This is a genomic window from Nocardiopsis mwathae (assembly GCF_014201195.1).
Taxonomy (GTDB): domain Bacteria; phylum Actinomycetota; class Actinomycetes; order Streptosporangiales; family Streptosporangiaceae; genus Nocardiopsis_C; species Nocardiopsis_C mwathae.
On record NZ_JACHDS010000001.1, the window covers coordinates 4602660 to 4624875 of the forward strand.

The 22216-nt window shown below is 70.9% G+C and carries 18 protein-coding genes; 9 read left to right on the forward strand and 9 right to left on the reverse strand.

What is annotated here, in order from left to right; genetic code table 11:
- Positions 1–103: 103 nt before the first annotated feature.
- The 4 genes from HNR23_RS20145 to HNR23_RS20160 all read right to left on the reverse strand — a co-directional run bounded on the left by HNR23_RS20145 (position 104) and on the right by HNR23_RS20160 (position 5114).
- Entirely contained in the window at positions 104–1567 is a 1464-nt protein-coding gene (locus HNR23_RS20145; protein WP_343070632.1) for a sensor histidine kinase, read from the reverse strand.
- Positions 1560–2258 carry a response regulator transcription factor gene (locus HNR23_RS20150; protein WP_343070770.1) on the reverse strand — a complete coding sequence of 233 codons (699 nt, stop codon included), beginning with the start codon at positions 2256–2258 and terminating at the stop codon, positions 1560–1562. Before HNR23_RS20150 ends, HNR23_RS20145 begins: the two co-directional genes overlap by 8 nt.
- Before the next feature lie 208 nt (positions 2259–2466).
- Positions 2467–3486 (reverse strand): sugar kinase, encoded by a 1020-nt coding sequence (locus HNR23_RS20155; protein ID WP_184077722.1) that lies wholly within the window; start codon positions 3484–3486, stop codon positions 2467–2469.
- A gap of 35 nt (positions 3487–3521) precedes the next feature.
- The gene (locus HNR23_RS20160; RefSeq protein ID WP_184077724.1) at positions 3522–5114 is read right to left on the reverse strand and encodes an N-acyl-D-amino-acid deacylase family protein; all 1593 of its coding nucleotides are present in this window, start codon (positions 5112–5114) and stop codon (positions 3522–3524) included.
- Positions 5115–5373: 259 nt separating this feature from the next.
- Between HNR23_RS20160 and HNR23_RS20165 the strand changes: the two genes are divergently transcribed.
- Positions 5374–5754: a RidA family protein gene (locus HNR23_RS20165; RefSeq protein ID WP_184077726.1), complete on the forward strand. Its 381-nt coding sequence runs from the start codon at positions 5374–5376 to the stop codon at positions 5752–5754.
- A gap of 44 nt (positions 5755–5798) precedes the next feature.
- On the opposite strand, the gene HNR23_RS20170 is transcribed toward HNR23_RS20165, so the two are convergent.
- Positions 5799–6251: a C40 family peptidase gene (locus HNR23_RS20170; RefSeq protein ID WP_246421813.1), complete on the reverse strand. Its 453-nt coding sequence runs from the start codon at positions 6249–6251 to the stop codon at positions 5799–5801.
- A 274-nt stretch (positions 6252–6525) separates the two neighbouring features.
- Positions 6526–7116, reverse strand: coding sequence for a TetR/AcrR family transcriptional regulator (locus HNR23_RS20175; protein WP_184077730.1), 591 nt, complete (start codon positions 7114–7116; stop codon positions 6526–6528).
- Between the two features lie 347 nt (positions 7117–7463).
- Here HNR23_RS20175 and HNR23_RS20180 point away from each other — a divergent pair, with 347 nt between their 5' ends.
- Positions 7464–9005, forward strand: a complete 1542-nt coding sequence (locus HNR23_RS20180; protein ID WP_246422406.1) for an MDR family MFS transporter — start codon at positions 7464–7466, stop codon at positions 9003–9005.
- A 53-nt stretch (positions 9006–9058) separates the two neighbouring features.
- Here the strand turns inward: HNR23_RS20180 and HNR23_RS20185 are convergent, their stop codons facing one another.
- A complete protein-coding gene (locus HNR23_RS20185; protein WP_184077734.1) occupies positions 9059–9508 on the reverse strand; it encodes a GNAT family N-acetyltransferase in 450 nt (149 codons plus the stop codon).
- Between the two features lie 203 nt (positions 9509–9711).
- A complete protein-coding gene (locus tag HNR23_RS20190; RefSeq protein WP_184077736.1) occupies positions 9712–10782 on the reverse strand; it encodes a hypothetical protein in 1071 nt (356 codons plus the stop codon).
- 372 nt (positions 10783–11154) lie between these two features.
- Between HNR23_RS20190 and HNR23_RS20195 the strand changes: the two genes are divergently transcribed.
- Together HNR23_RS20195 and HNR23_RS20200 are read left to right on the forward strand one after the other, a co-directional pair.
- Positions 11155–11682, forward strand: a complete 528-nt coding sequence (locus tag HNR23_RS20195; protein WP_184077738.1) for a gamma carbonic anhydrase family protein — start codon at positions 11155–11157, stop codon at positions 11680–11682.
- Between the two features lie 424 nt (positions 11683–12106).
- Positions 12107–12376: a hypothetical protein gene (locus HNR23_RS20200; RefSeq protein WP_184077740.1), complete on the forward strand. Its 270-nt coding sequence runs from the start codon at positions 12107–12109 to the stop codon at positions 12374–12376.
- A gap of 49 nt (positions 12377–12425) precedes the next feature.
- Here HNR23_RS20200 and HNR23_RS20205 read toward each other — a convergent pair whose 3' ends face one another.
- Positions 12426–14615, reverse strand: coding sequence for a (Fe-S)-binding protein (locus HNR23_RS20205; RefSeq protein WP_184077742.1), 2190 nt, complete (start codon positions 14613–14615; stop codon positions 12426–12428).
- Positions 14616–15052: 437 nt separating this feature from the next.
- Here HNR23_RS20205 and dnaK point away from each other — a divergent pair, with 437 nt between their 5' ends.
- From dnaK to clpB, 5 genes are all read left to right on the forward strand, one after another.
- Positions 15053–16927, forward strand: a complete 1875-nt coding sequence (dnaK, locus tag HNR23_RS20210) for a molecular chaperone DnaK (protein ID WP_184077744.1) — start codon at positions 15053–15055, stop codon at positions 16925–16927.
- Positions 16928–16964: 37 nt separating this feature from the next.
- On the forward strand, positions 16965–17693 hold the full coding sequence (gene grpE, locus HNR23_RS20215) for a nucleotide exchange factor GrpE (protein ID WP_184077745.1): 729 nt from the start codon (positions 16965–16967) through the stop codon (positions 17691–17693).
- Between the two features lie 130 nt (positions 17694–17823).
- Positions 17824–18987, forward strand: a complete 1164-nt coding sequence (gene dnaJ / locus HNR23_RS20220) for a molecular chaperone DnaJ (protein WP_184077748.1) — start codon at positions 17824–17826, stop codon at positions 18985–18987.
- A gap of 5 nt (positions 18988–18992) precedes the next feature.
- The gene (locus tag HNR23_RS20225) at positions 18993–19421 is read left to right on the forward strand and encodes a heat shock protein transcriptional repressor HspR (RefSeq protein ID WP_184077750.1); all 429 of its coding nucleotides are present in this window, start codon (positions 18993–18995) and stop codon (positions 19419–19421) included.
- A 161-nt stretch (positions 19422–19582) separates the two neighbouring features.
- Positions 19583–22201: an ATP-dependent chaperone ClpB gene (gene clpB / locus HNR23_RS20230; protein ID WP_184077752.1), complete on the forward strand. Its 2619-nt coding sequence runs from the start codon at positions 19583–19585 to the stop codon at positions 22199–22201.
- The last annotated feature ends 15 nt before the right edge of the window (positions 22202–22216 follow it).

Below are 22216 nucleotides of genomic sequence, written 5' to 3' on the forward strand. Positions count from 1 at the left end.
GATACTGCGCTTGATGCTTCCTCGACAGTCGCATCCTTGCAGTTCAGAGCACCTTTCGTGCTGTTAACGGGGCAGAAGCTTCAATTCCGCTGAATAGCTGGGGTCAGTGCGGACCGGACGATGACCGGCTCGGCGCGCCGGGCGCGGCCGGGAACGCCATCCGGAACACGGTGCCGCCACCGGGCGCGGGCTCGGCGCGCAGTTCGGCCCCGTGGCCGCCGGCGACCTGGCGCACGATCGCCAGGCCGAGCCCCGAACCGGGCAGGCCGCGGGCGGTCCGGGCCCGGTAGAACCGGTCGAAGACGTGCGGCAGGTCGTCCGGGTCGATTCCGGGCCCGTGGTCGCGCACCGTCAGCTCGCCGGCGGCCAGGCGCACCTCCACTTCCCCGCCCTCGGGGCTGAACTTGGCGGCGTTGTCGAGCAGGTTGGTGACCGCCCGGGCCAGCCGGTCGGGCACCCCGGGCACCACCGTCGGCTCCACGCGCACGTCGAAGCCGACGCCGGGACGGTTGCGGCGCTCGGCGGCCACGCAGTGCTCCACCACCTCGTCCAGCCGTACGTCCTCCGACCGCCCCTCGGGTGCCTCGCCTCGGGCCAGCTCGATGAGGTCGTTGACCAGCCCGGTCATCTCGGTGATCTGGGTGCGCAGGGTGGCGTGGATCCGGGTGCGGTGCTCCGGCGGCAGGTCGCGGGCGAGCAGGTCGATGTTGGTGCGCAACCCCGTGAGCGGGGTGCGCAGCTCGTGGGAGGCGTCGGCGACGAGCCGCCGCTGCGCGGTGACGGAGCGCTCCAGCTCGTCCAGCATGGTGTTGAAGCTGGTGGCGAGCCGGGCCAACTCGTCGTTCCCGGGCAGGTCGATGCGGTGCCGCGGGTCGCGGGTGGCGGCGATCGTCTCTGCGGTGCGGGTCAGCCGCGCGACCGGCCGCAGCCCGGTGCGCGCCACCAGGTACCCCAGCCCGCCGGCGAGCAGCACGCCGATGGCCCCGGCCGCCGCGAGCCGCGTGCCGACGTCGAACACGGTGGCGGCCACGCGGTCGGAGCGGATCGACACCTGTACGGCCCGGTCCTGCCCGATGGGCGCGACGTAGCCGCGCAGCGGGATGTCGCCGATCCGCGTGTCGGTGAAGAACGCCGCGCGCTCCCCCCGGGCGACCTCGACCGCCGTCTCGGGAACCTCCGGACCGCCGCCACCGGGTTCGGGGTCCACCGTTCCCCCGGCGCCGATGATCTGCACGCAGGCGGGCGCCGTCGCGTACGCGCACTCCGCCGATCCCAGCCAGGCGTTCCGGTCGAACTGCCGCTCCACGCGGATCGCCTCACGCGCCAGGCTGCCGTCCAGCTCGCCGTAGAGGGTGTGGCGGACGACGGCGAAGGCGACCCCGGCCCCCGCCAGCACCGCGCCCGCGACGACGACCGCGGTCAGCACGGCCAGCCGCACGCGCAGCGACCACCGGGTCCACACCGGGCCCCTGCGCCCTCCCTCCGGGGAGGAGGCGTCGACGGCGCCCGTCCCGTCGGTCGCGCCTCCGGTGTCCCGCCCATCCGGACCGGCCGTCGACTCAGCCACGCGACGCGCCCCCGCCGCCCGGTGCCGACCGCTCTTCCAGCACGTAGCCGACCCCGCGCACGGTGTGCACGATCCGCGCTTCTCCCCCGGCCTCCAGCTTGCGGCGCAGGTAACCGATGTAGACGTCCAGCGAGTTGGAGTTGGGGCCGAAGTCGTACCCCCACACCCTGTCGGCGATGACGCCCCGCGGCACCACCCGCCCGGCGTTGCGCGTCAGCACTTCCAGCAGTGCGAACTCGGTACGGCTCAGCTCGACGACGCGGTCGCCGCGCCAGGCCCGGCCGCCCTCGGTGTCGACGGTCAGGTCGGCGTAGCCGATCGTCTCCGGCTCCTCGGGGTAGGCGCGGCGCAGGAGCGCCCGCAGCCGCGCCAGCAGCTCGTCCAGGTCGAAGGGTTTGGCCAGGTAGTCGTCGGCCCCGGCGTCGAGCCCCTCGACACGGTCGCCCACGGCGTCGCGCGCGGTCAGGATGAGGATGGGGGTGCGGTCGCCGCGGGCGCGCAGCCGCTTGCACATGGTCAGGCCGTCCATGAACGGCATCAGCACATCCAGCACGATCGCGTCCGGCGGCCAGCGCCGGACCGCCTCCAGACCGCTCCCGCCGTCGCTCGCCCGGGTGACCTGGTACCCGTCCAGTTCCAGGGCGTCGGCGACGGCGTCGCGCACCGATGGTTCGTCCTCCACCACGAGCACCCGTGTCCCGCCGGGCACGGGTGTCCCCCCTCTGCTCACCACCCGACCGACGGTACCCTTCCCCGACCTGCCGCCCCACTCTGCGGGCCCGTCTCTTAGAGAGCTCTTAACCGCGCCGACGACACTGCGGAGGCATCCGCCGCCTCCGGGCCCGCGGCGTCCCGCGGGGGTGGGGCCGCGGCCCGGGGGCGGCGGTGTTCCCGACGGTTCAGGCCCCGGCCGCGGGGAGCCGCATCCGCGGCCAGGTCTCCTCGTCCGCCGCGAGCATGGCGTCCCGGTCGGCGCGCGGGGGCGGGACGGCCACGTCGGTGGTGGCGCGCAGGGCCGCGGCCGCGAGGATGTGGCCGAGGCGGAGGCTGTCGCGTGGGGGGCGGCGGTCGAGCAGGCCCGAGAGGAAGCCCGCGGCGAAGGCGTCGCCCGCACCGGTCGCCTCCACCACCGTGGCCGCCGGCGCGGGGACGAAGGTCGTGCCCCGATCCCCGCCGTAGCAGGTGGCACCGGTGTCGGCGTCCTTGACGACCAGCAGCGCCACGTCGGGCAGCAGCGCCCGCACCGCGTCGGCGCTGCCCGTCCCCCACAGGCTCTCGGCCTCGTCGCGGCCGACGAAGACGACATCGGCGCGGCGGGCCAGGCCGAGCAGGACCGGGGCCGCGTCGGCCGCCGGCCACAGCGCCGGCCGGTGGTTGACGTCGAAGCTGACGCGCGCCCCGCCGGGGCCGCGGTCGAGCAGCCGGTCGACGAGGGCCGAGCAACCGGGCGAGAGCGCCGGGGTGATCCCCGACAGGTGGATGACGCGGGCGTGGGCCACCGGCGGGGTGTCGGCGAGCCCGGGGCCCATCGCCGAGGCGGCCGACCCGGACCGGTAGTAGTGCACGCCGCTCGCCCCGGGGCGCGGGTCCTTCACGTACAGACCGGTGGGGCGCCCCTCGGTGTCGGTCCGCACCGCGCTGACGTCCACCCCGTGCGCGGCGACCGCGCCGGTGACGATGCGGCCCAGCGGGTCGTCGCCCACCCGGCTCAGCCAGGCCGCGCGGTGCCCGAGCCGGGCGAGCCCGCACGCGACGTTGGACTCCGCTCCCCCGGCCGCGATGCCGAGCTCGGACCCCGCGGTGAGCGGCCCGCCGGTGACGGGGGTGAGGACGGCCATGGTCTCGCCGACGCACAGCGCGTCGATGGGGCGGAAGGCCTCCGGAGCGTCATCCGGTCTCGGCGCGTCGGCAATGGGCATCGGGGGAGGCCTCCTCGTGGTGTCGGTGCGGGGCGTCAGGTCCGGTGCCGCAGCGCCCGGCCCGGCACCCGGTCGGTCCGGGCGCCGTCGCGCACCGTGAACTCCCCGTTGACCAGGACGTGGGGGATGCCCTCGGGGGTGCGGCGGGGATGGTCGTAGGTGGCGGTCGAGGCGATCTTGTCGGGATCGAACACGGTGAGGTCGGCGGTCATGCCGGGCCGGATCACACCGCGGTCGGCGATCCCGAGGCGGCGCGCCGGGCGCGAGGTCAGGTGCCGTACGCACTCTTCCAAGCCCAGGACGCCGAGTTCCCGCACATAGGTCTCGAAGTACCGGGGAAAGGTGCCCCAGGCGCGCGGGTGGGGTTTGGCGCCGACGAGGATGCCGTCGCTGCCGCCGGTGTGCGCGGGGTGCGCCATGATCGTGCGGACGTTCTCCTCGTTGCCGACGCGGAGCAGGCAGCCGGTGCCCATCCCATCGTCGACCAGCAGGTCGGCGAAGATCTCGGCGGCTTCGCGGCCGCGCCGGTCGGCCAGTTCCCGGATAGAGGAGCCGACCGCCCACGACAGCTCGGGGTTGGCGACGCCGGTGATGACGACGCTGTCCCAGTCGGCGGGGACCCCGTGGTTGCCGTCGGTGCCCACCACCTCGACCTCGTAGAGGATGCGGGCGCGCTCGGCGGGGTCGCGCAGCCGGGCGAGGGTCGCGGCGGTGCCGCCGGCGTGCGCGCGGCTGGGCAGCAGCGCCCCGAGGTAGGTGGCGGCGGCGAGGTAGGGGTAGGTGTCCAGGGTGACGTCGAGCCGGTCGTTGCGCACGGCGGCGTCGATCGCGGCCAGCACCTCGGGGGCTCGCCCCCTGTTCATCGGGAAGTTGACGTGGCAGTGCGCGAGGTGCAGCGCCACCCCCGCGCGCCGGGCCACTTCCAGGCACTCCTGGTAGGACTCGACCACGCGGGAGCCGTAGTTGCGGTGGTGAGGGCAGTAGAAGCCGCCGGCCGCACGCACCGGTTCGAGCAGGGCGACGATCTCGGCGTCCTCGGCGAACATCCCGGGTGTGTAGGTGAGGCCCGTGGACATCCCCACCGCGCCGCCGGCCATCCCCTCGGCCACGAGGGCGCGCATCGCGTCCAGGTCCTCTGCGGTGGGGGCGCGGTCCTGGGTTCCCATGACGGCCATCCGGACGTTGCCGTGCGGTACCAGGTAGGCGACGTTGGTGGGCGAGCCCGCGTCGACGCGGTCGAGGTACTCGCCGACGCCGCGCCAGGCGTAGTCGAGATCGGGTGTGCCGTTCCACCCGGCCAGCTGCGCCCGGAGCTGGGGCAGGGTGGTGTCGGTGACGGGCGCGTAGCTCAGTCCGTCCTGGCCCAGGACCTCGGTGGTGACGCCCTGGAGGACCTTGGCCTCGTGCTCGGGGTCGGCGAGCACGGCGAGGTCGGAGTGGGCGTGCATGTCGATGAAGCCCGGTGCGACGACCAGCCCGGTGACATCCACACTCCGGCCGGTGGCCCGGGCCGCGCCCGGGTCGGCGACTTCGATGATGCGTCCCTGCGCGACGGCGACGTCGGCGTACCGGGCGGGCGCGCCGGTTCCGTCGACGACGCGGCCTCCGGCGAGTACGACACTCGTCATGCCCTGCCTCCCACCTGTCGCTGCGCCGACCGTGCCGCCCCCTCACCGCGCCGACGGGGTCCCATGGCAAATGTAATGCGCGCCACCGGGAAACCGTTCGCGGCGGGGGCGCATGTCCGAATGCCGAGGCGCGCCGTGTCCGCGACCAACCGCTCCACCTGGGGCGGAATCGGCGATGGTAATGCTGGGGACTCGACGCCGGTCGCGGGTTCCCGCTGAGCTTCCGCAGGCGGCCCACACTCCGAAGGAGACGCGCACCATGACCAAGCAGGCGATCCACACGGACCAGGCGCCCCAGCCGCGCGGCGCCTACAGCCAGGGCGTCGTCTCGGGCGGCTTCCTGTTCACGTCCGGTTTCGGACCGCATGATCCGCGCACGGGCGAGACCTCGGCGTCGGTGGGTGCACAGACGGCCCAGGCCCTGCGCAACATCCAGGCGGTGCTGGCCGAGCGCGGCCTCACGCTGCACGACGTGGTGCGCACCACGGTGCACCTGCACCACCTCAAGCACGACTTCGACGAGTTCGACGCGGTCTACTCGGAGTTCTTCTCCGACCCTATGCCGGTCCGCACCACGGTCGGCTCGGAGTTGATGGACGTGCTGGTGACGATCGACGTGGTCGCCGGACTCCGCGAGTGAACCGCGCGGCCCCTCCGCCGGTCGCGGCGGCGGAGGGGCCGGGGTCAGGCGACGCGGCGGGCGCCGACGAACCGGCGGTCGAAGTAGTCCGACATCCGCACGACCTCCACCTGCCTGCCGGTCCTCGGGGCGTGCACCATGCTGCCGCCGCCGACGTAGATGCCGACGTGGGTCGGCCCGGGATGGAAGAAGACCAGGTCCCCCTCGCGCAGGGCGGAGCGTTCGACCGCACTGCCCTGGCGGAACTGGGTGAACGTGGTGCGCGAGAGGGCCTTCCCGGCCTTCTGGTAGGACCACTGCACCAGCCCCGAGCAGTCGAAGGACTTCGGACCACTCCCGCCGAACCGGTAGGGCTTGCCCACCTGGGCTTTCGCGTGGGCGACGGCGGCCTGGGCGACCTGGCTGGGTGATCCGCCGTCGTCGGCGGTGTCGGCGGTGTCGGCGGCGGCATCTGCACCGAAGGGTGATACCAGACCGAACGCGACAGCCGCCAACAAAGCGGATAAGGTGACCGCTGCTCGGGTCATGGGCCGAGGTCTTCTCCCCTGCGGAATCCGGGTCACATGCGTGAAGGCCGACATTTCCTTCCCCCCATCGTCACGTTCCTCCCCCCGCATTCCCCGAATGCGGCCGGAACAATTTCCAGGGAAACACAGGCCTTATATAGGCGAAGGAATGCGGACCCCCTCGGCGTGTCACGCTCCGATCGGCGCAGCGGACGCGGTATAGGGGCGGCGACGGAGAGCGGGCCGGAGGTACGGTCCGCGGCGCTCAGGCCGCGAACTCCTCCAGACACCGCTCGATAACGCAGGTCAGCCGGTCGGCCAGGTCGCAGGGGTCGAGGTCGGCGAAGGAGGTCCCGCCCTCGACACGCTTGACCACGCCCATGCCGAGCACCACACCGGCCACCAGCGAGGCCCGCGCCCGTGCATGGGGGCCGCCGAGGTATGCGGCCAGCGGCTCGATCAAGGCGTTCTTCAGCCGCTCCTCGTAGACCGACCGCAGGTCCGGGTCGCCCATGGAGTGCTCCAGCGCCCGCTGCAGCGGCGTGCCCGCGCCGAGAACGCGCCGCGCCACGTGTTCGGCCACACGCCGCGGCAGGGTGGCGCGGTCGCCTTCGAGGATGCCGGGAAACGCCGCGTCCTGGGCGATGACCTCGGCGAGCAGCCCCCGCTTGGCCCCGAAGTAGCGGTTGATGAGGGCGACGTTGACGCCCGCGTGGGCGGCGATGCTGCGCGAGGACACATGCTCGTAGCCCTCGCTGGTGAACAGCTCGCGCGCGCTGTCGAGGATGCGCTGGCGTGTGGCCGCACGGTCCCGCACTCGGCCTGAGCACGGTCCGGTGTCCTCCGGCCGTTCCATGTCGATCCTCCGTCGGTGTCCGCCGCTGTTCCCGCCCAGGTCGGAGCGGTCCGTCGCAACCTACCGGGGGTCGCCGGCCAGAGCGCAATCAGGCGACCCGGCTTGACAAGTCAACACTGTTTACTTATACCAGTAGTGATCCTATCGACCCATCTCTCGTCCCTTCGGGGTGCCGACGCATGCCCGCATTCACCTGATCGCTGCGCGGCGGACGGAATCGGGTCGGATCCATCGACATCCACGAACACGCTTGGGGGACACGCGGAGTGGTGGGACGACAGGCGGCCGAGGCCCGGCCGGACGAACCGGCGCAGCGGTCGACCGGGGCAGCGGCGGACGCAGAGCCGATGCCCCGATACACCCGGCGCCAGATCATCGAGGTGCTGATCGGGCTCATGCTCGCCGTGCTCACCTCGATGCTGACGAACTCGATCGTGGGCACGGCCCTGCCCACGATCGTCGGCGAACTCGGCGGGCAGGACCGGCTGGCGTGGGTGGCCAGCTCGGCCCTGCTGACGATGACCGCCACCACACCCATCTGGGGCAAGCTCTCCGACCTGTGGGGCCGAAAGCTCACCTTCCAGATCTCCCTCGTCATCTTCATCGTGTCGTCCGTCGCGGCCGGCTTCGCCCAGGACATGACCTGGCTCATCGTCGCCCGACTCTTCCAGGGCATCGGCACGGGCGGGCTCGCCTCACTCCCGCAGATCATCCTCGGCGACGTGGTGGAACCACGTGAGCGCGGCCGCTACTCCGGCTTCATCGGCGCCGTTTTCGGCGTCTCCACGGTCGCCGGGCCGCTCCTCGGCGGCTTCCTCGTCGACAGCCCGCTGGGCTGGCGCTGGTGCTTCTTCATCACCGTGCCGCTCGCGGTGGTCGCGTTCGTCGTCATCCAGCGGCTACTGCACCTGCCGGTGCGCCCGCGCGGCGACACACGGATCGACTGGTGGGGCGCCACCTGCATCGTCGGTGCGGCGAGCGCGGTCATGCTGGTGCTGAGCCTCGGCGGCAAGTCGTTCGCCTGGCACTCGGCGCCGACCTACGCGCTCATCGCCGCCGCCGTAGCCCTCACCATCGGCGCCGTCGTGGCCGAGCGGCGCGCGCACGACCCGATCCTGCCGCCGCGGCTGTTCCGGGACCGGACGTTCGTCCTCGCGTCCATCGGCTCGATGGCCATCGGCATGGGCATGTTCGGCGTGATGATCTACTTCCCGCAGTACCTGCAGATCGTCAAGGGGATGACCCCGACGGCCTCGGGGCTGATGACCCTGCCGCTGGTGGTCGGCCTGCTCGCGGCCTCGATCTCCTCGGGGATCGTCGTCAGCCGCACCGGCCGGTGGAAGGCCTACCCGGTCGTCGGCATGGTGCTGGTGGGCGCCGGGTTCTACGTGCTGACCCTGCTCAAGGTGGACTCCAGCCTCGTCCTGGTGGGCTTCGGCGTCGGACTCATCGGCCTGGGTATCGGGCTGACCATGCAGATCCTCATCCTGGCCACGCAGAACGCGCTGGACCGGGCGGACCTGGCTGCGGGGACCTCTGCGGTGACCTTCTTCCGCAATCTGGGCGGCGCGATCGGTGTCTCGGCCTTCGGCGCCGTGATGACCAACCGCCTGCACGATGAGCTCGCCGAGCTCGCCGCGAAGGCGGAACAGGCGCAAGCGGCGGCCCGCGCCGCCGGGCAGCAGCCGCCGCCCATGCCCGACATCTCCGAGTCCGCGCTGGGCTCCCCGGCGATCATCCAATCCCTGCCGCCCGCGGCGCACGACGCTGTGATCACCGCGTTCAACAGCGCGATGCACACCGTGTTCCTGCTCGGACTCCCGATCGCCGTCGTCGGCTTCGTGACCGTGCTGTTCTTCCGGCAGGTCCCGCTCCGCTCCGGACACTGACGCCCCCGAGCCCGCTCCCTGTGCTGCCCCGGGATCACCGGCAGGGGGTTGGGTCACAGGTAGCGGCGGAAGCCCTCCGACGAGGTGGCGAAGCCCATGGCCTTGTAGAAGCCATGGGCTTCGTGCCGTTCCTCGTGGGGAAGAAGTTCGATCTTGTAGCAGCCCGCGCGCGCCGCGCGGTCCAGGGCGTCCTCGATCAGGGCGCGTCCCACACCGCGCCGCCGACAGCCCGGGTCGACCACGACGTTCTCGATGATCGCCCAGGGCTGGGCGTCGTGCGTCAGGTTGGCGACCACGATCAGGTCGAGGGTGCCGATGATCTGCCCTCTGCTCTCGGCCACCAGCACACTGCGGTCGGGGTCGCTCTCGATGCGTGTCCACGCCCGGACAGCGGCCGAGGACATACGGACGGTGCCGCCCTGAGCGTGCGTCGCGTCGCCGAGATCCCGCAGGAGCCGCAGGATCGCGCCGAGGTCAGACCGGATGGCCGCGCGGATAATCATGGCTTTCGGCATCGTAGCCGACAGACGACGACAAGGCCGACGTTACCCCACAAGCCGTGACGAAAGGGCGCCGGGGGCGGGGCTGCCGAGCCCTCGTCCCCGGCGCCTCACGGCCCCGCTGACCAACGGTGTTCGTAAACGTGTGTGCTCCGCTTCGTTCCGGAGTCCCCGCGCCCCGTGCGACGCGGTGGGACGCACCCCACCTACGGCTTGATGATGCGAACGCCTTCGGCGCCGTCGGTGGTCTGCGGCTTCTGCGGGGCGGGCGCCTGCGGGTGCTTGTAGATGCCACCACCCGCAGCCGCGGGCGCGGCCGGCGCGGCGGCACCCTGCTCCGGGGAGGGACCCGCGTAGCGGGCGCCCTGCGGGCGCGGCGCGGTGCCCTGGTTCGCCGCCGTGGGAGCCCGGTCGACGGCCGCCTCGGGACCGTTCGGCGACTGCGGAACCTTGGCGGTGTCGGCGTTGGCGGCGTCGTCGGCCGGGCCGCCGCTCTTGGACTCCGGGGCCGGAGCCGGAGCGGGCTTGGACGGCTGGCCGGCGGGGGCCGCCGGGACGCCGGAGGCGCCCGACGCGGCGGTGGCCTTCTCGCCCGACGCCTTGATGTCCTCCTCGGACATGCCGGCCTCCAGCGGCCCGGCCGACTTCTCGGCCTTGAGCAGCTCCTCCAGCGTTTCGTGCATGTCGTTGAGCCGCCGGACCGCCTCGTTGTGGGTGGCGGTCAGGGTGGCCAGCCGACGATCGGCGGTCTCGTTGATCGTCTTCGCGCGCGCCTCGGCATCGCCCAGGCGACGCTCGGCGTCCTGCTTGGCCTGCGCGCGCAGCTGCTCGGACTCCTGCTTGGCCGTGCCGACCATGTCGTTGGCCTCGGAGCGGGCGCTGGCGACCACGCGCTCGGCGTGCTCCTCGGCGTCCTTCTTCCGCTTCTCGGCCTCTTCCTCGGCCTTGGTACGGATCTCGTTGACCTCTTCGTCGACCTTGGCGCGCTTGTCCTTGGCCTCTTCCTCGGCGATGCGCAGGATCGTGGACATGCGCTCGCTGATCTGCTCGTGCTCGGGCTTGACCGCGGCCTTCTCCTTGGCCTCGGCCAGCTCGCGGCGGAGCTGCTCCAGTTCGTCGTGCGCTCGCGCGAGTCGCTCTTGCAGGTCGCGAATCTGGTTGTGGTTGCGGACGACGAAATCGTCGACCTGGCGCTTGTCGTAGCCGTTCTTTCGAACGGTCGGGAAGGCCTCGTCGCGGAGTAGGTTCGGCAGAATGTCGTTACTGTGTTCGTTCATGTCCTAATCAACCAGGTTGGGCGAGTCGGGGAAGGCCACTCGGACCGCCTGACCAGCGTTCCCGTCCGAACCGCCAGAACACATCGGCGACGTGCGATGACACCGATTGCCCCGGGGCTTCGGGTGTACCGGGAGACAGAGGCGCAAGAGCCCGAGTCCAGTGCGAAGCGTGACGTTGTGAACACCGTGGAACCGACCACGGTAGTGGCCGGCCCCCGCCCCCTCAATAACCCGGGCGGGTAGTGGACCGTGCCGACCCATCGTGACCACCGTGCTCATCCTCCTACTAAGGTATGCGGGATCACGCACGCGCGGGGCTGAGTAGGGCATATTTCATCTCCGGATCCGCGCCGACACGCGAGGAGTCGCGACATGAACGGACCCCTGGTGGGCGACGGCCCGTTCGGTTCGCCCGATATCCACCCGGGCGCCTGGATCGCCCCGGGCGCGGTGGTCGTGGGCCGCGTCCGTATCGGCGATGAGAGCAGCGTCTGGTACGCATCGGTGCTCCGCGGCGACACCGAGGACATCGTCGTGGGTGAGCGATGCAACATCCAGGACCAGTGCGGACTGCACGCCGACCCGGGCGAGCCCGCCGTGCTGGGTGACCGCGTCAGCCTGGGCCACAAGGCGATGGTGCACGGCGCCGTGGTCGAGGACGGCGCGCTGGTCGGCATCGGCGCCACCGTCCTGGGCGGCGCCCGGGTGGGGGCCGGGGCGCTCGTCGCGGCCGGCGCACTGGTTCCCCCGGGCAAGACCGTGCCGCCGGGGACGCTCTGGGCCGGCGTTCCCGGAAAAGTCATCCGCGAACTCACCGACACCGATCGCGAAGTCTTCGCCGAGACGCCGGAGAAATACGAACGGTACGCGCGCGATCACCGCGGAGTCACCTGGCGCTAGCGCCATTCTCAGGAACCGAAATCGCCTATACGGACCGTTCCTCATCGGTCAGGGGCCTCCGGGGCTACCCGCCGGGGCCCTGCTCAGCCGCGGCGTTCCCACCGACCGTATTGTGCGGCCACGCTGGGGACATGGCGGGGATATCGCGCGGCCGAATCGGACGACACGCCCAATTCGACACCGATGATGTGATGATTCGGCCGCTGCGCATGACTACTTCGACGCTGACCCGAGAATGGCCCGTCCGAGTCATGCGGCGCGAGGCTACCGGCGCGTAGCCTAGAGTGCGAGGCTGGATATCGGGCCCGAATTTCTCTCGACCCGAGCGGCGACGACCCTGACGACGGCACGGGCAACGGTGTCCGGCCGTACGCACAGGACGGGTCGCGTCCTCCCGCAGCGCTTTCGACGGAGGTGGGCGCGCTTGGATTCCGATATCGACACGCGCCTGCACGACCATGTCGCGCTGGCCGAGATCGAACTCTACGCCGAGGTACTGAGCGCCGTGGCCGCCGCCGAGGAGCGCCTCAGCGTGGAGGAGATCGACCGGGTACTCGGCGTACGCCCCGCCGTACTCGACGACGGGCCCTGCGCGGTACTGCCCGCGGCACCGCCCGTCGCACCGCCCCACTGCGCCGCGCCCCGCCCGCGCAGGTCGCAGCTGCCCACCGGGCCCGGCACCTGCCGGAACTGAACGACCGCGGCGGCCCCTGAGCAGGGGCCGCCGCGGTGCGTCGGGTGGATCAGGCGTTCTCCTTCTCCGGCTCGGCACCGCTCGCGGGTGTGTCGCCCTTGATCGAGCGGAGCAGGAGCTGCGAGACGTCGACGACCTCCAGGGTCTCCTTGGCCTCGCCCTTCGACTTCTTCTCGTTGATCGCATCACCCAGCATGACCTGGCAGAACGGGCACGCGGTGGAGACGGTGTCGGGGTTGGTCGTCAGCGCCTCGTCCACCCGCTCGGTGTTGATGCGCTTGCCGATCCGCTCCTCCATCCACATCCGGGCACCGCCGGCGCCGCAGCAGAAGCCGCGCTCCTTGTGCCGGTGCATCTCCTGGGTCCGGATACCGGGGACCTGCGCCATGATGTCGCGGGGCGGCGTGTAGACCTTGTTGTGGCGGCCCAGGAAGCACGGGTCGTGGTAGGTGATGTTCTCCTCGATCGGCTGCACCGGGGTGAGGCGGCCGTCCTCCACCAGTTTGGCCAGCAGCTGGCTGTGGTGGATGACGTCGTAGTCGCCGCCCAGCTGAGGGTACTCGTTGCCGAGCGTGTTGAAGCAGTGCGGGCAGCTGGCCACGATCTTGGTGGCGCCGACCTCGTTCAGCGTCTCCACGTTCTGCTGCGCGAGCATCTGGAAGACGAACTCCATACCCAGGCGGCGGGCCGGGTCACCGGTGCACGCCTCCATACCGCCGAGCACGGCGAACTTGACCCCGGCCATGTGCAGCAGCTCGGCGATGGCCTTGGTCGTCTTCTTCGCACGGTCCTCCAGGGCGCCGGCGCAGCCCACCCAGAACAGGTACTCGGTGCCCTCGGGGAGCTTGTCCTCGACGACGGGGACCTCGAAGTCCAGCTCGGAGATCCAGTCGAGGCGCTTGTCCTCGCTCATCCCCCACGGGTTGCCCTTGTTCTCCAGGTTCTTGAGCAGGGTGTTGGCCTCGGACGGGAAGCTGGACTCGATCATCACCTGGTAGCGGCGCATGTCGAGGATGTGGTCGACGTGCTCGATGTCGACCGGGCACTGCTCGACGCAGGCGCCGCAGTTGGTGCAGGCCCAAAGGACATCGGGGTGGATGATGCCCCCCTCCTCCTCGGTCCCGACGAGCGGGGCGCCGAGCAGGGAGAGCACGTCGACGTCGGAGTGGGCGGCGTCCTCCTTGGCCTTCTCCTCCAGCGTCTCGGCCGTGATGCCCTGCAGGAGGTAGGGCGCCTTGGCGTAGGCGTGCTCCCGCAGGTCCATGACCAGCTTCTTGGGGGACAGCGGCTTGCCGGTGTTCCACGCGGGGCACTGCGACTGGCACCGGCCGCACTCGGTGCAGGTGGTGAAGTCGAGCAGGCCCTTCCAGGTGAAGTCCTCGATCTTGCCGACGCCGAAGGGGTCCTCGTCGGGGTCGGCCTCCTCGAAGTCGAGCGGCTTCTCACCGGTCTTGTCCATCATCTGCTTGGCCGGGCCGAGCGCGACGCCGCCGTCGGGGTTGCGCTTGAAGTAGATGTTGACCGGCGCGGTGAACCGGTGCCACCCGATGCCCATGGTGAGAATCCAGCCCAGCACCATGAAGAACATCCAGGAGATGATCAGCTTGAACGCGGCCACGAGCGCGAGCCCTGCCTCGCTCGGCGGCAGCACGGCGCCTACGGCGTGCGACACCGGGGTGGCCCACACGGGGAACGGGAAGTCGCCGAGGGCGACCTTGAAGCCGCGGATCACGAAGATGGAGACGAGCAGGCCGATGATGTAGGCCTCGACGTAGTAGGCCTGCCAGTGCCGGGAGTTCTCGAAGCGGGAGGCGCGGCCGAGGGCGCGGGGCCCCTTCACCTGCCGGTAGATCGCCAGGCCGACGATGGCGGCGAGGCTGACCGCGGCGATGACCTCGATGGCCAGGCCGTAGATGGTGAGGTCGTAGATGATCGGGAGGTGGAAATGCGGGTTCCACACCTCACCGTGCGCCTCGGCGACCGTGAACGCCAGAAGCGGGAACGAGATCATCACGAACCAGTGCGCGACGCCGATCCAGCGCCACTTGAGCATGCGCGTGTGCCCGAGTGTCTCGATCAGCGTGGTCGTCAGTCGCTGACCGAAGGGTCCCTTGCGCTCGCCTTCGATCGGGCGGCCGATGCCCACGGTGCGCACCATATGGCGGATGCCAATGGCGAACACGGCCACTCCGACCAGGGCGAAGGCGGTCGTGATGATTCCCAGGATCATGTAGAGCATCGCCCGCGGCCTCCCATCCTGCTGTCGTGCTCCGGTGCGCCACACACCGGAGGTCGATCAAATGTTACTAGCGAGTAATGCCTGGCGGACCAACGGCCCCGCCACTGATCCACACCGGCGCGCCCCCTGGTCCACCTGGGCGGCCCGCCCCGCGCCGGGCGCACACGGCGCGGCCTTCGCAGTGATCAGCTGCCTCCTACGGTAGTGAGCCCCTCCCCCACGGCCGCCACAAAGGTTCACCTCACCCGCGTGTCCCCCACGCCGCCCATCCCGCGCACGGCGGATGATCCGCCTCATCCGGGAACAACCGAGCCGATCCCACCGTTGTACCCGGACGTAAGCAACATTGAGTCTCCTCGACTCAAGTGATTTGACAAAGGCCCCCCGACGAAGCAAACTTTCGCCTGTAAGACTCAACTTTGACGGAGGACGTACTCATGGCACGTGCGGTCGGTATCGACCTGGGGACGACGAACTCGGTCGTCTCGGTCCTGGAGGGCGGCGAGCCCACGGTCATCGCCAACGCCGAGGGCGCGCGGACCACCCCGTCCGTCGTTGCCTTCGCCAAGAACGGTGAGGTGCTCGTCGGCGAGGTGGCCAAGCGTCAGGCGGTCACCAACGTCGATCGGACCATCCGCTCGGTCAAGCGCCACATCGGCACCGACTGGAAGACCGAGATCGACGGCAAGACCTTCAACTCCCAGCAGATCAGCGCCTTCGTGCTGCAGAAGCTGAAGAGGGACGCCGAGGCCTACCTCGGCGAGGAGGTCACCGACGCGGTCATCACGGTTCCCGCGTACTTCAGCGACGCGCAGCGCCAGGCCACCAAGGAGGCCGGGACGATCGCGGGCCTGAACGTCCTGCGCATCATCAACGAGCCCACCTCCGCCGCGCTCGCCTACCACCTGGAGAAGGAGGAGGAGGCCACCATCCTGGTCTACGACCTCGGTGGCGGCACCTTCGACGTCTCCCTGCTGGAGGTCGGCGACGGCGTGGTCGAGGTCAAGGCCACCAACGGCGACAACCACCTCGGTGGCGACGACTGGGACCAGGCGGTCGTGGACTGGCTGGTCGAGCGCTTCAAGAACGCCAACGGCGTCGACCTGGCCAAGGACAAGATGGCCCTGCAGCGGCTCCGCGAGGCCGCCGAGAAGGCCAAGATCGAGGTGTCCAGCTCCAGCGAGTCGGCCATCAACCTGCCCTACATCACGGCCTCGGCCGAGGGACCGCTGCACCTGGACGAGAAGCTCACCCGCGCCGAGTTCCAGCGCCTGACCGCCGACCTCCTGGAGCGCACCAAGCAGCCGTTCCACCAGGTCATCAAGGACGCCGGCATCAGCGTCGACAAGATCGACCACGTGGTCCTCGTCGGCGGCTCGACCCGTATGCCGGCCGTCGTCGAGCTGGTCAAGGAGCTGACCGGCGGCAAGGAGCCCAACAAGGGCGTCAACCCCGACGAGGTCGTCGCCATCGGCGCGACCCTCCAGGGCGGTGTCCTCAAGGGCGAGGTCAAGGACGTCCTGCTGCTGGACGTGACCCCGCTGTCGCTGGGCATCGAGACCAAGGGCGGCGTGTTCACCAAGCTCATCGAGAAGAACACGACCATCCCGACCAAGCGCTCGGAGATCTTCTCCACCGCGGCCGACAACCAGCCGTCGGTGCAGATCCAGGTCTTCCAGGGTGAGCGCGAGATCGCCCAGTACAACAAGAAGCTCGGCGTCTTCGACCTGACCGGCCTCCCGCCGGCGCCGCGCGGCGTCCCGCAGATCGAGGTCACCTTCGACATCGACGCCAACGGCATCGTCAACGTGACCGCCAAGGACCTGGGCACCGGCCGCGAGCAGTCGGTGACCATCTCCGGCGGGTCGTCGATGAGCAAGGACGACATCGACCGCATGGTGCGCGAGGCCGAGCAGTACGCCGAGGAGGACCGCAAGCGCCGCGAGGAGGCCGAGGTCCGCAACAACGCCGAGTCCCTCGTCTACCAGACCGAGAAGGTCATCAAGGAGAACGAGGACAAGATCCCGGCCGAGGTGAAGTCGGAGACCGAGGCCGCGGTGGGCGAGCTCAAGACGGCGCTTGAGGGCTCCGACGTCGAGGCGATCCGTTCCGCGAGCGAGAAGGTCGCGCTGGCCAGCCAGAAGATCGGCTCCGCGATCTACGGCCAGGGTCAGGCCGCGGGCGCCGACGGCGCCGCCGCGGGTGCCGGCGCCGGTGCGGCGGGCGCGGACGCCGGGGCGCAGGCCGACGACGACGTCGTCGACGCCGAGATCGTCGACGAGGACAACGGCAAGCGGAACGGCAACGCCTGATCCGTCCGGTACGCGGAAGTCAAGGAGGCGCAAACGAATGGCGCTGCCGGAGAACGAGAACGGTCACGAGCAGCAGGGTCCGGTGATCCGCGACAAGCGTCGCATCGATCCCGAGACCGGTGAGCTGCGTGTCCCGGAGGAGGCCGCGGAGGCGGCCGCCGACACGGCGGCCGCGGCGGGGGCCTCCCCCGCCGACGCGGCTGAGCTCGCCGAGGCCAAGCAGCAGGTCGCCGAGTTGACGAACGACCTCAAGCGGTTGCAGGCGGAGTACGCCAACTACCGCAAGCGGGTCGATCGCGACCGCGCCGCCGTCCGGGAGCAGGGGCTGGCCCAGGTCCTGGTCGAGCTCCTGCCGATCCTGGACGACATCGGGCGGGCCCGTGACCACGACGAGCTCAACGGCGGGTTCAAGTCCGTCGGTGAGGCGCTGGAGTCGGCGGTCACCAAGCTGGGGCTGAAGAAGTACGGGGAGAAGGACGACGAGTTCGACCCCACCGTGCACGAGGCCCTGACGATGGTGCCGATGCCGGGTGTCACCACTCCGAAGGTGATCGAGGTGTTCCAGCCCGGGTACATCATCGGCGAGCGGGTCATCCGCCCGGCCCGCGTGATCGTGGCCGGCCAGGCCGAGGGCGAGGACGCCGAACCGCAGGAGGGCGCGGACGGGGCGGCGCCGGCCGCCGGGTCCGCTGCGGCCTCCGCCCCGGAGGACGCGGCCGATGCGTCGGCCGCCGAGTCCGGGTCCGACGGCGAGGACAAGAAGTAACGAGTGAGCCGCCCCGGGTGCCACGCGGCGCCCGGGGCGGTGAACCAGCGGATGCAGTGGGCAGGATCGGTAGCAGCGGACCGCACCGCCCGACCGGCAACGAGCGCAAAGCGGGAGAAGGCAGACGTCGATGAGCACCAAGGACTACCTGGAGAAGGACTACTACAAGGTCCTCGGAGTCTCAAAGACGGCCACGCAGGACGAGATCAAGCAGTCCTACCGCAAGCTCGCGCGGGAGAACCACCCCGACGCCAACACCTCCGACCCCAAGGCCGAGGAGCGCTTCAAGGAGATCTCCGAGGCCTACAGCGTCCTGTCGGATGAGCAGCGGCGCAAGGAGTACGACGACGCGCGGTCCCTGTTCGGCGGGGCCTACCAGCCCGGCGGGGGAACCGGGCCGGGCGGCTTCGACCTCGGCGACCTGTTCGGGCACGGCCCCGGAGGCGGCGGTGGCGGGGGTGCCGGTGGCGAGCGGCTGAGCGACCTGTTCGGCGGGCTGTTCGGCGGCCGCGGGCGCACCACGACGCGGTCGCGCCGCGGTGCCGACGTCGAGACCGAGACCCGGCTGTCGTTCACCGAGGCGGCCCAGGGCGTCACCCGGTCGTTCAAGCTGACCAGTGACGCCGCCTGCGCCACCTGCAAAGGGACGGGGGCCCGGGCCGGGTCCGCACCGCGGATGTGCCCCAGGTGCACCGGCACCGGGCACGAGAGCAAGCCGCTGGGAGGGTTCTCCCTGTCGGAGCCGTGTGCGGAGTGCAAGGGGCGCGGGCTCGTCGTCGACGACCCCTGCCCCGTCTGCAGCGGCAGCGGCCGGGGGAAGAGCACCCGCACGGTCCAGGTGAGAATCCCCGGCGGGGTCTCCGACGGCCAGCGGATCAGAATCAAGGGCAAGGGCGCGCCGGGTGAGCACGGGGGACCGGCCGGAGATCTCTACGTGGTGGTACATGTGCAGCCGCACCCAGTGTTCGGCAAGACCGGTGACAACCTGACGATCACCGTCCCGGTGACCTTCCCCGAGGCGACGCTCGGCGCCGACGTGCGCGTGCCGACCCTCAACGGCATGCCGGTCACGGTGAAGATCCCCCCGGGCACCCCGAACGGGCGCACGTTCCGGGTCCGGGGCAAGGGGGCCGACCGGCGCGACGGAACCAAGGGCGACATGCTCGTCACCGTCGAGGTGTCGGTGCCCCAGGCGCTGAGCGAGGACGCCCGCGCGGCCCTGGAGAAGTTCCGGGCCGCGACAGCGGACCAGGACCCGCGCCGTGACTTGGAGACGCGGGCGAAGGGAATGTGAATGCCATGACCGACCGAGGGTTCGGCGAGGACATCCCGGTCTACGTGATCTCCGTCGCCGCGGAGCTGTCCGGGCTCCACCCGCAGACGCTGCGCCAGTACGACCGGCTCGGCCTGGTCTCTCCGGGCCGCGCCGCCGGGCGCGGGCGCCGCTACTCCATGCGCGACGTCCAGATGCTGCGGGAGGTGCAGCGGCTGTCCCAGGACGAGGGCATCAACCTCGCCGGGATCAAGCGGATCCTGGAGCTCCAGCGCGAGGTCGCGGAGCTGCGCGAGCACCTCTTCCACCTGCGCAACGAGCTGGACGCGGCGCGCACCGCGGTGGCCCGGCGGCTGGCGCAGACGGGCCCGGTGGAGAGCAACGAACTGCTGCCGATCCGGCACACCCGGGTGACGATCTTCAACACCCCGCCGACCGTCGACGACGACCAGTAGACCTCCCCCTGCCCTCCGTCGGTCTCGGGAGATCGGTGCGGATCCCGACGTGGATTCGCACCGATCTCCCGAGACCGACGGAGGGCGGAACGGGGCTGGAGCCGATCGTCCGGATTGCACCACCACTACGACCGACACTGCTGTTAGGGGGCGGCGAAGCCATGAACTACAAACTCACGACCAAGAGCCAGGAGGCGCTGTCGTCGGCGATGCGGCGCGCCACGTCGGACGGGAGCCCGCAGGTCGAACCGCTGCACCTGCTCGCCGCCCTCCTGCACCAGGGCGAGGGCATCATCCGCCCCCTCCTCAAGGAGGTCGGGGTGGACCCGGGCCGGTTCGACACCGCGGTCGAGCAAGCCATCGCCGGACTGCCCAAGGCCCAGGGCAGCACGGTCAGCGCGCCGAGCAGTTCGCGGCAGCTGATCATCTCGCTGAACACCGCCGCGCAGCGCGCCCAGCAGATGGAGGACGAGTACGTCTCCACCGAGCACCTGCTGGTCGGGCTGGCCGCCGACGGCGGCGAGGCCGGGCGGCTGCTCACGGACGCCGGCGCGACGCCCGAGGCGCTGCTGGAGGCGTTCGACCGGGTGCGCGGCCCGGGCCGGGTCACCACGGAGAACCCCGAGGAGACCTACCAGGCGCTGCAGAAGTACGGCATCGACCTGACCGAGCGGGCGCGCGCCGGTGCGCTCGACCCGGTCATCGGCCGCGACTCCGAAATCCGCCGGGTCGTACAGGTGCTGTCCCGCCGTACCAAGAACAACCCGGTGCTCATCGGCGAGCCCGGTGTCGGCAAGACCGCGGTGGTGGAGGGGCTGGCCCAGCGCGTCGTCGCGGGGGACGTGCCCGAATCGCTGCGCGACAAGCGGCTGATCGCGCTGGACCTGTCGGCGATGGTGGCCGGTGCGAAGTACCGCGGCGAGTTCGAGGAGCGGCTGAAGGCCGTCCTGAACGAGATCAAGGAGAGCGACGGCCAGATCATCACGTTCATCGACGAGCTGCACACCATGGTGGGTGCGGGCGCGGCCGAGGGCGCGATGGACGCGGGCAACATGCTCAAGCCGATGCTGGCCCGAGGCGAGCTTCGCATGGTCGGAGCGACCACGCTGAACGAGTACCGCGAGCGCATCGAGAAGGACCCGGCGCTGGAGCGCCGCTTCCAGCAGGTGCTGGTGGGCGAGCCGTCGGCCGCCGACACGATCGCGATCCTGCGCGGGCTCAAGGGCCGCTACGAGGCCCACCACAAGGTGCAGATCTCCGACCAGGCGCTGGTGGCGGCCGCGACCCTGTCGGACCGCTACATCACCGCCCGTTTCCTCCCGGACAAGGCCATCGACCTCGTCGACGAGGCGGCGTCGCGGCTGCGCATGGAGATCGACTCCCGCCCGGTGGAGATCGACGAGCTGCAGCGCACCGTCGACCGGCTCAAGATGGAGGAGATGGCGTTGGAGAAGGAGTCCGACGCCGCCTCCCTGCAGCGGCTGGAGCGGCTGCGCGCCGACCTGGCCGACAGGCAGGAGGAGCTCAACGGGCTCATCGCCCGCTGGGAGCAGGAGAAGGCCGGGCTGAACCGGGTCGGTGAGCTCAAGGAGCGCCTGGACGACCTGCGCACCCAGGCCGAGCGCGCCCAGCGCGACGGCGACTTCACCGAGGCCTCCCGGCTGATGTACGGGGAGATCCCGCAGCTGGAGAAGCAGCTGGAGGAGGCGTCCTCGGCGGAGGAGGCCGAGAAGGAGTCGGGCTCCGGCGCCCCGACGATGGTCAAGGACGAGGTCGGTGCCGACGACGTCGCCGATGTCGTGTCGTCGTGGACCGGGATCCCGGTCGGCCGCCTGATGGAGGGCGAGACCAGCAAGCTCCTGCGTATGGAGGACGAGCTGGGCAAGCGCCTCATCGGCCAGTCCGCGGCGGTGGCCGCCGTATCGGACGCGGTGCGCCGCGCCCGGACCGGTATCTCCGACCCGGACCGCCCCACCGGCTCGTTCCTTTTCCTCGGCCCCACGGGTGTGGGCAAGACGGAGCTGGCCAAGGCGCTGGCGGAGTTCCTGTTCGACGACGAGCGCGCGATCGTGCGCATCGACATGAGCGAGTACTCCGAGAAACACTCGGTGTCCCGCCTGGTCGGCGCGCCTCCCGGCTACGTCGGCTACGAGGAGGGCGGCCAGCTCACCGAGGCGGTCCGGCGCCGCCCCTACACGGTGGTGCTGCTGGACGAGGTGGAGAAGGCGCACATCGAGGTCTTCGACACCCTGCTGCAGGTCCTCGACGACGGCCGCCTCACCGACGGCCAGGGCCGGCATGTGGACTTCCGGAACACCCTGCTGATCCTCACCTCCAACCTGGGGTCGCAGTTCCTGGTCGACCCGTCGCTGGAGAACGGGGCGAAGAAGGAGAAGGTGATGTCCGTCGTGCGGAACACCTTCAAGCCGGAGTTCCTCAACCGCCTGGACGACGTGATCATGTTCGACGCGCTGTCCACCGAGGAGCTGACCCGCATCGTCGACCTGCAGGTGGACCGGCTGGCCAAGCGTCTGGCCGACCGGCGGCTGGAGCTCGACGTCACCGGGGCCGCCCGCGAGTGGCTGGCCCTGACCGGCTACGACCCGGTCTACGGAGCCCGCCCGCTGCGCCGCCTGGTCCAGGCGTCCATCGGCGACCCCCTGGCCAAGGCGCTCCTCAAGGGCGAACTCCAGGAGGGCGACACGGTCCGCGTCGACCTCGACGAAGACCACGACACCCTCACCGTCGGCGCCACCCGACCGGAGGCGGCCGCCTCCTGATCCGACCACGGGTCG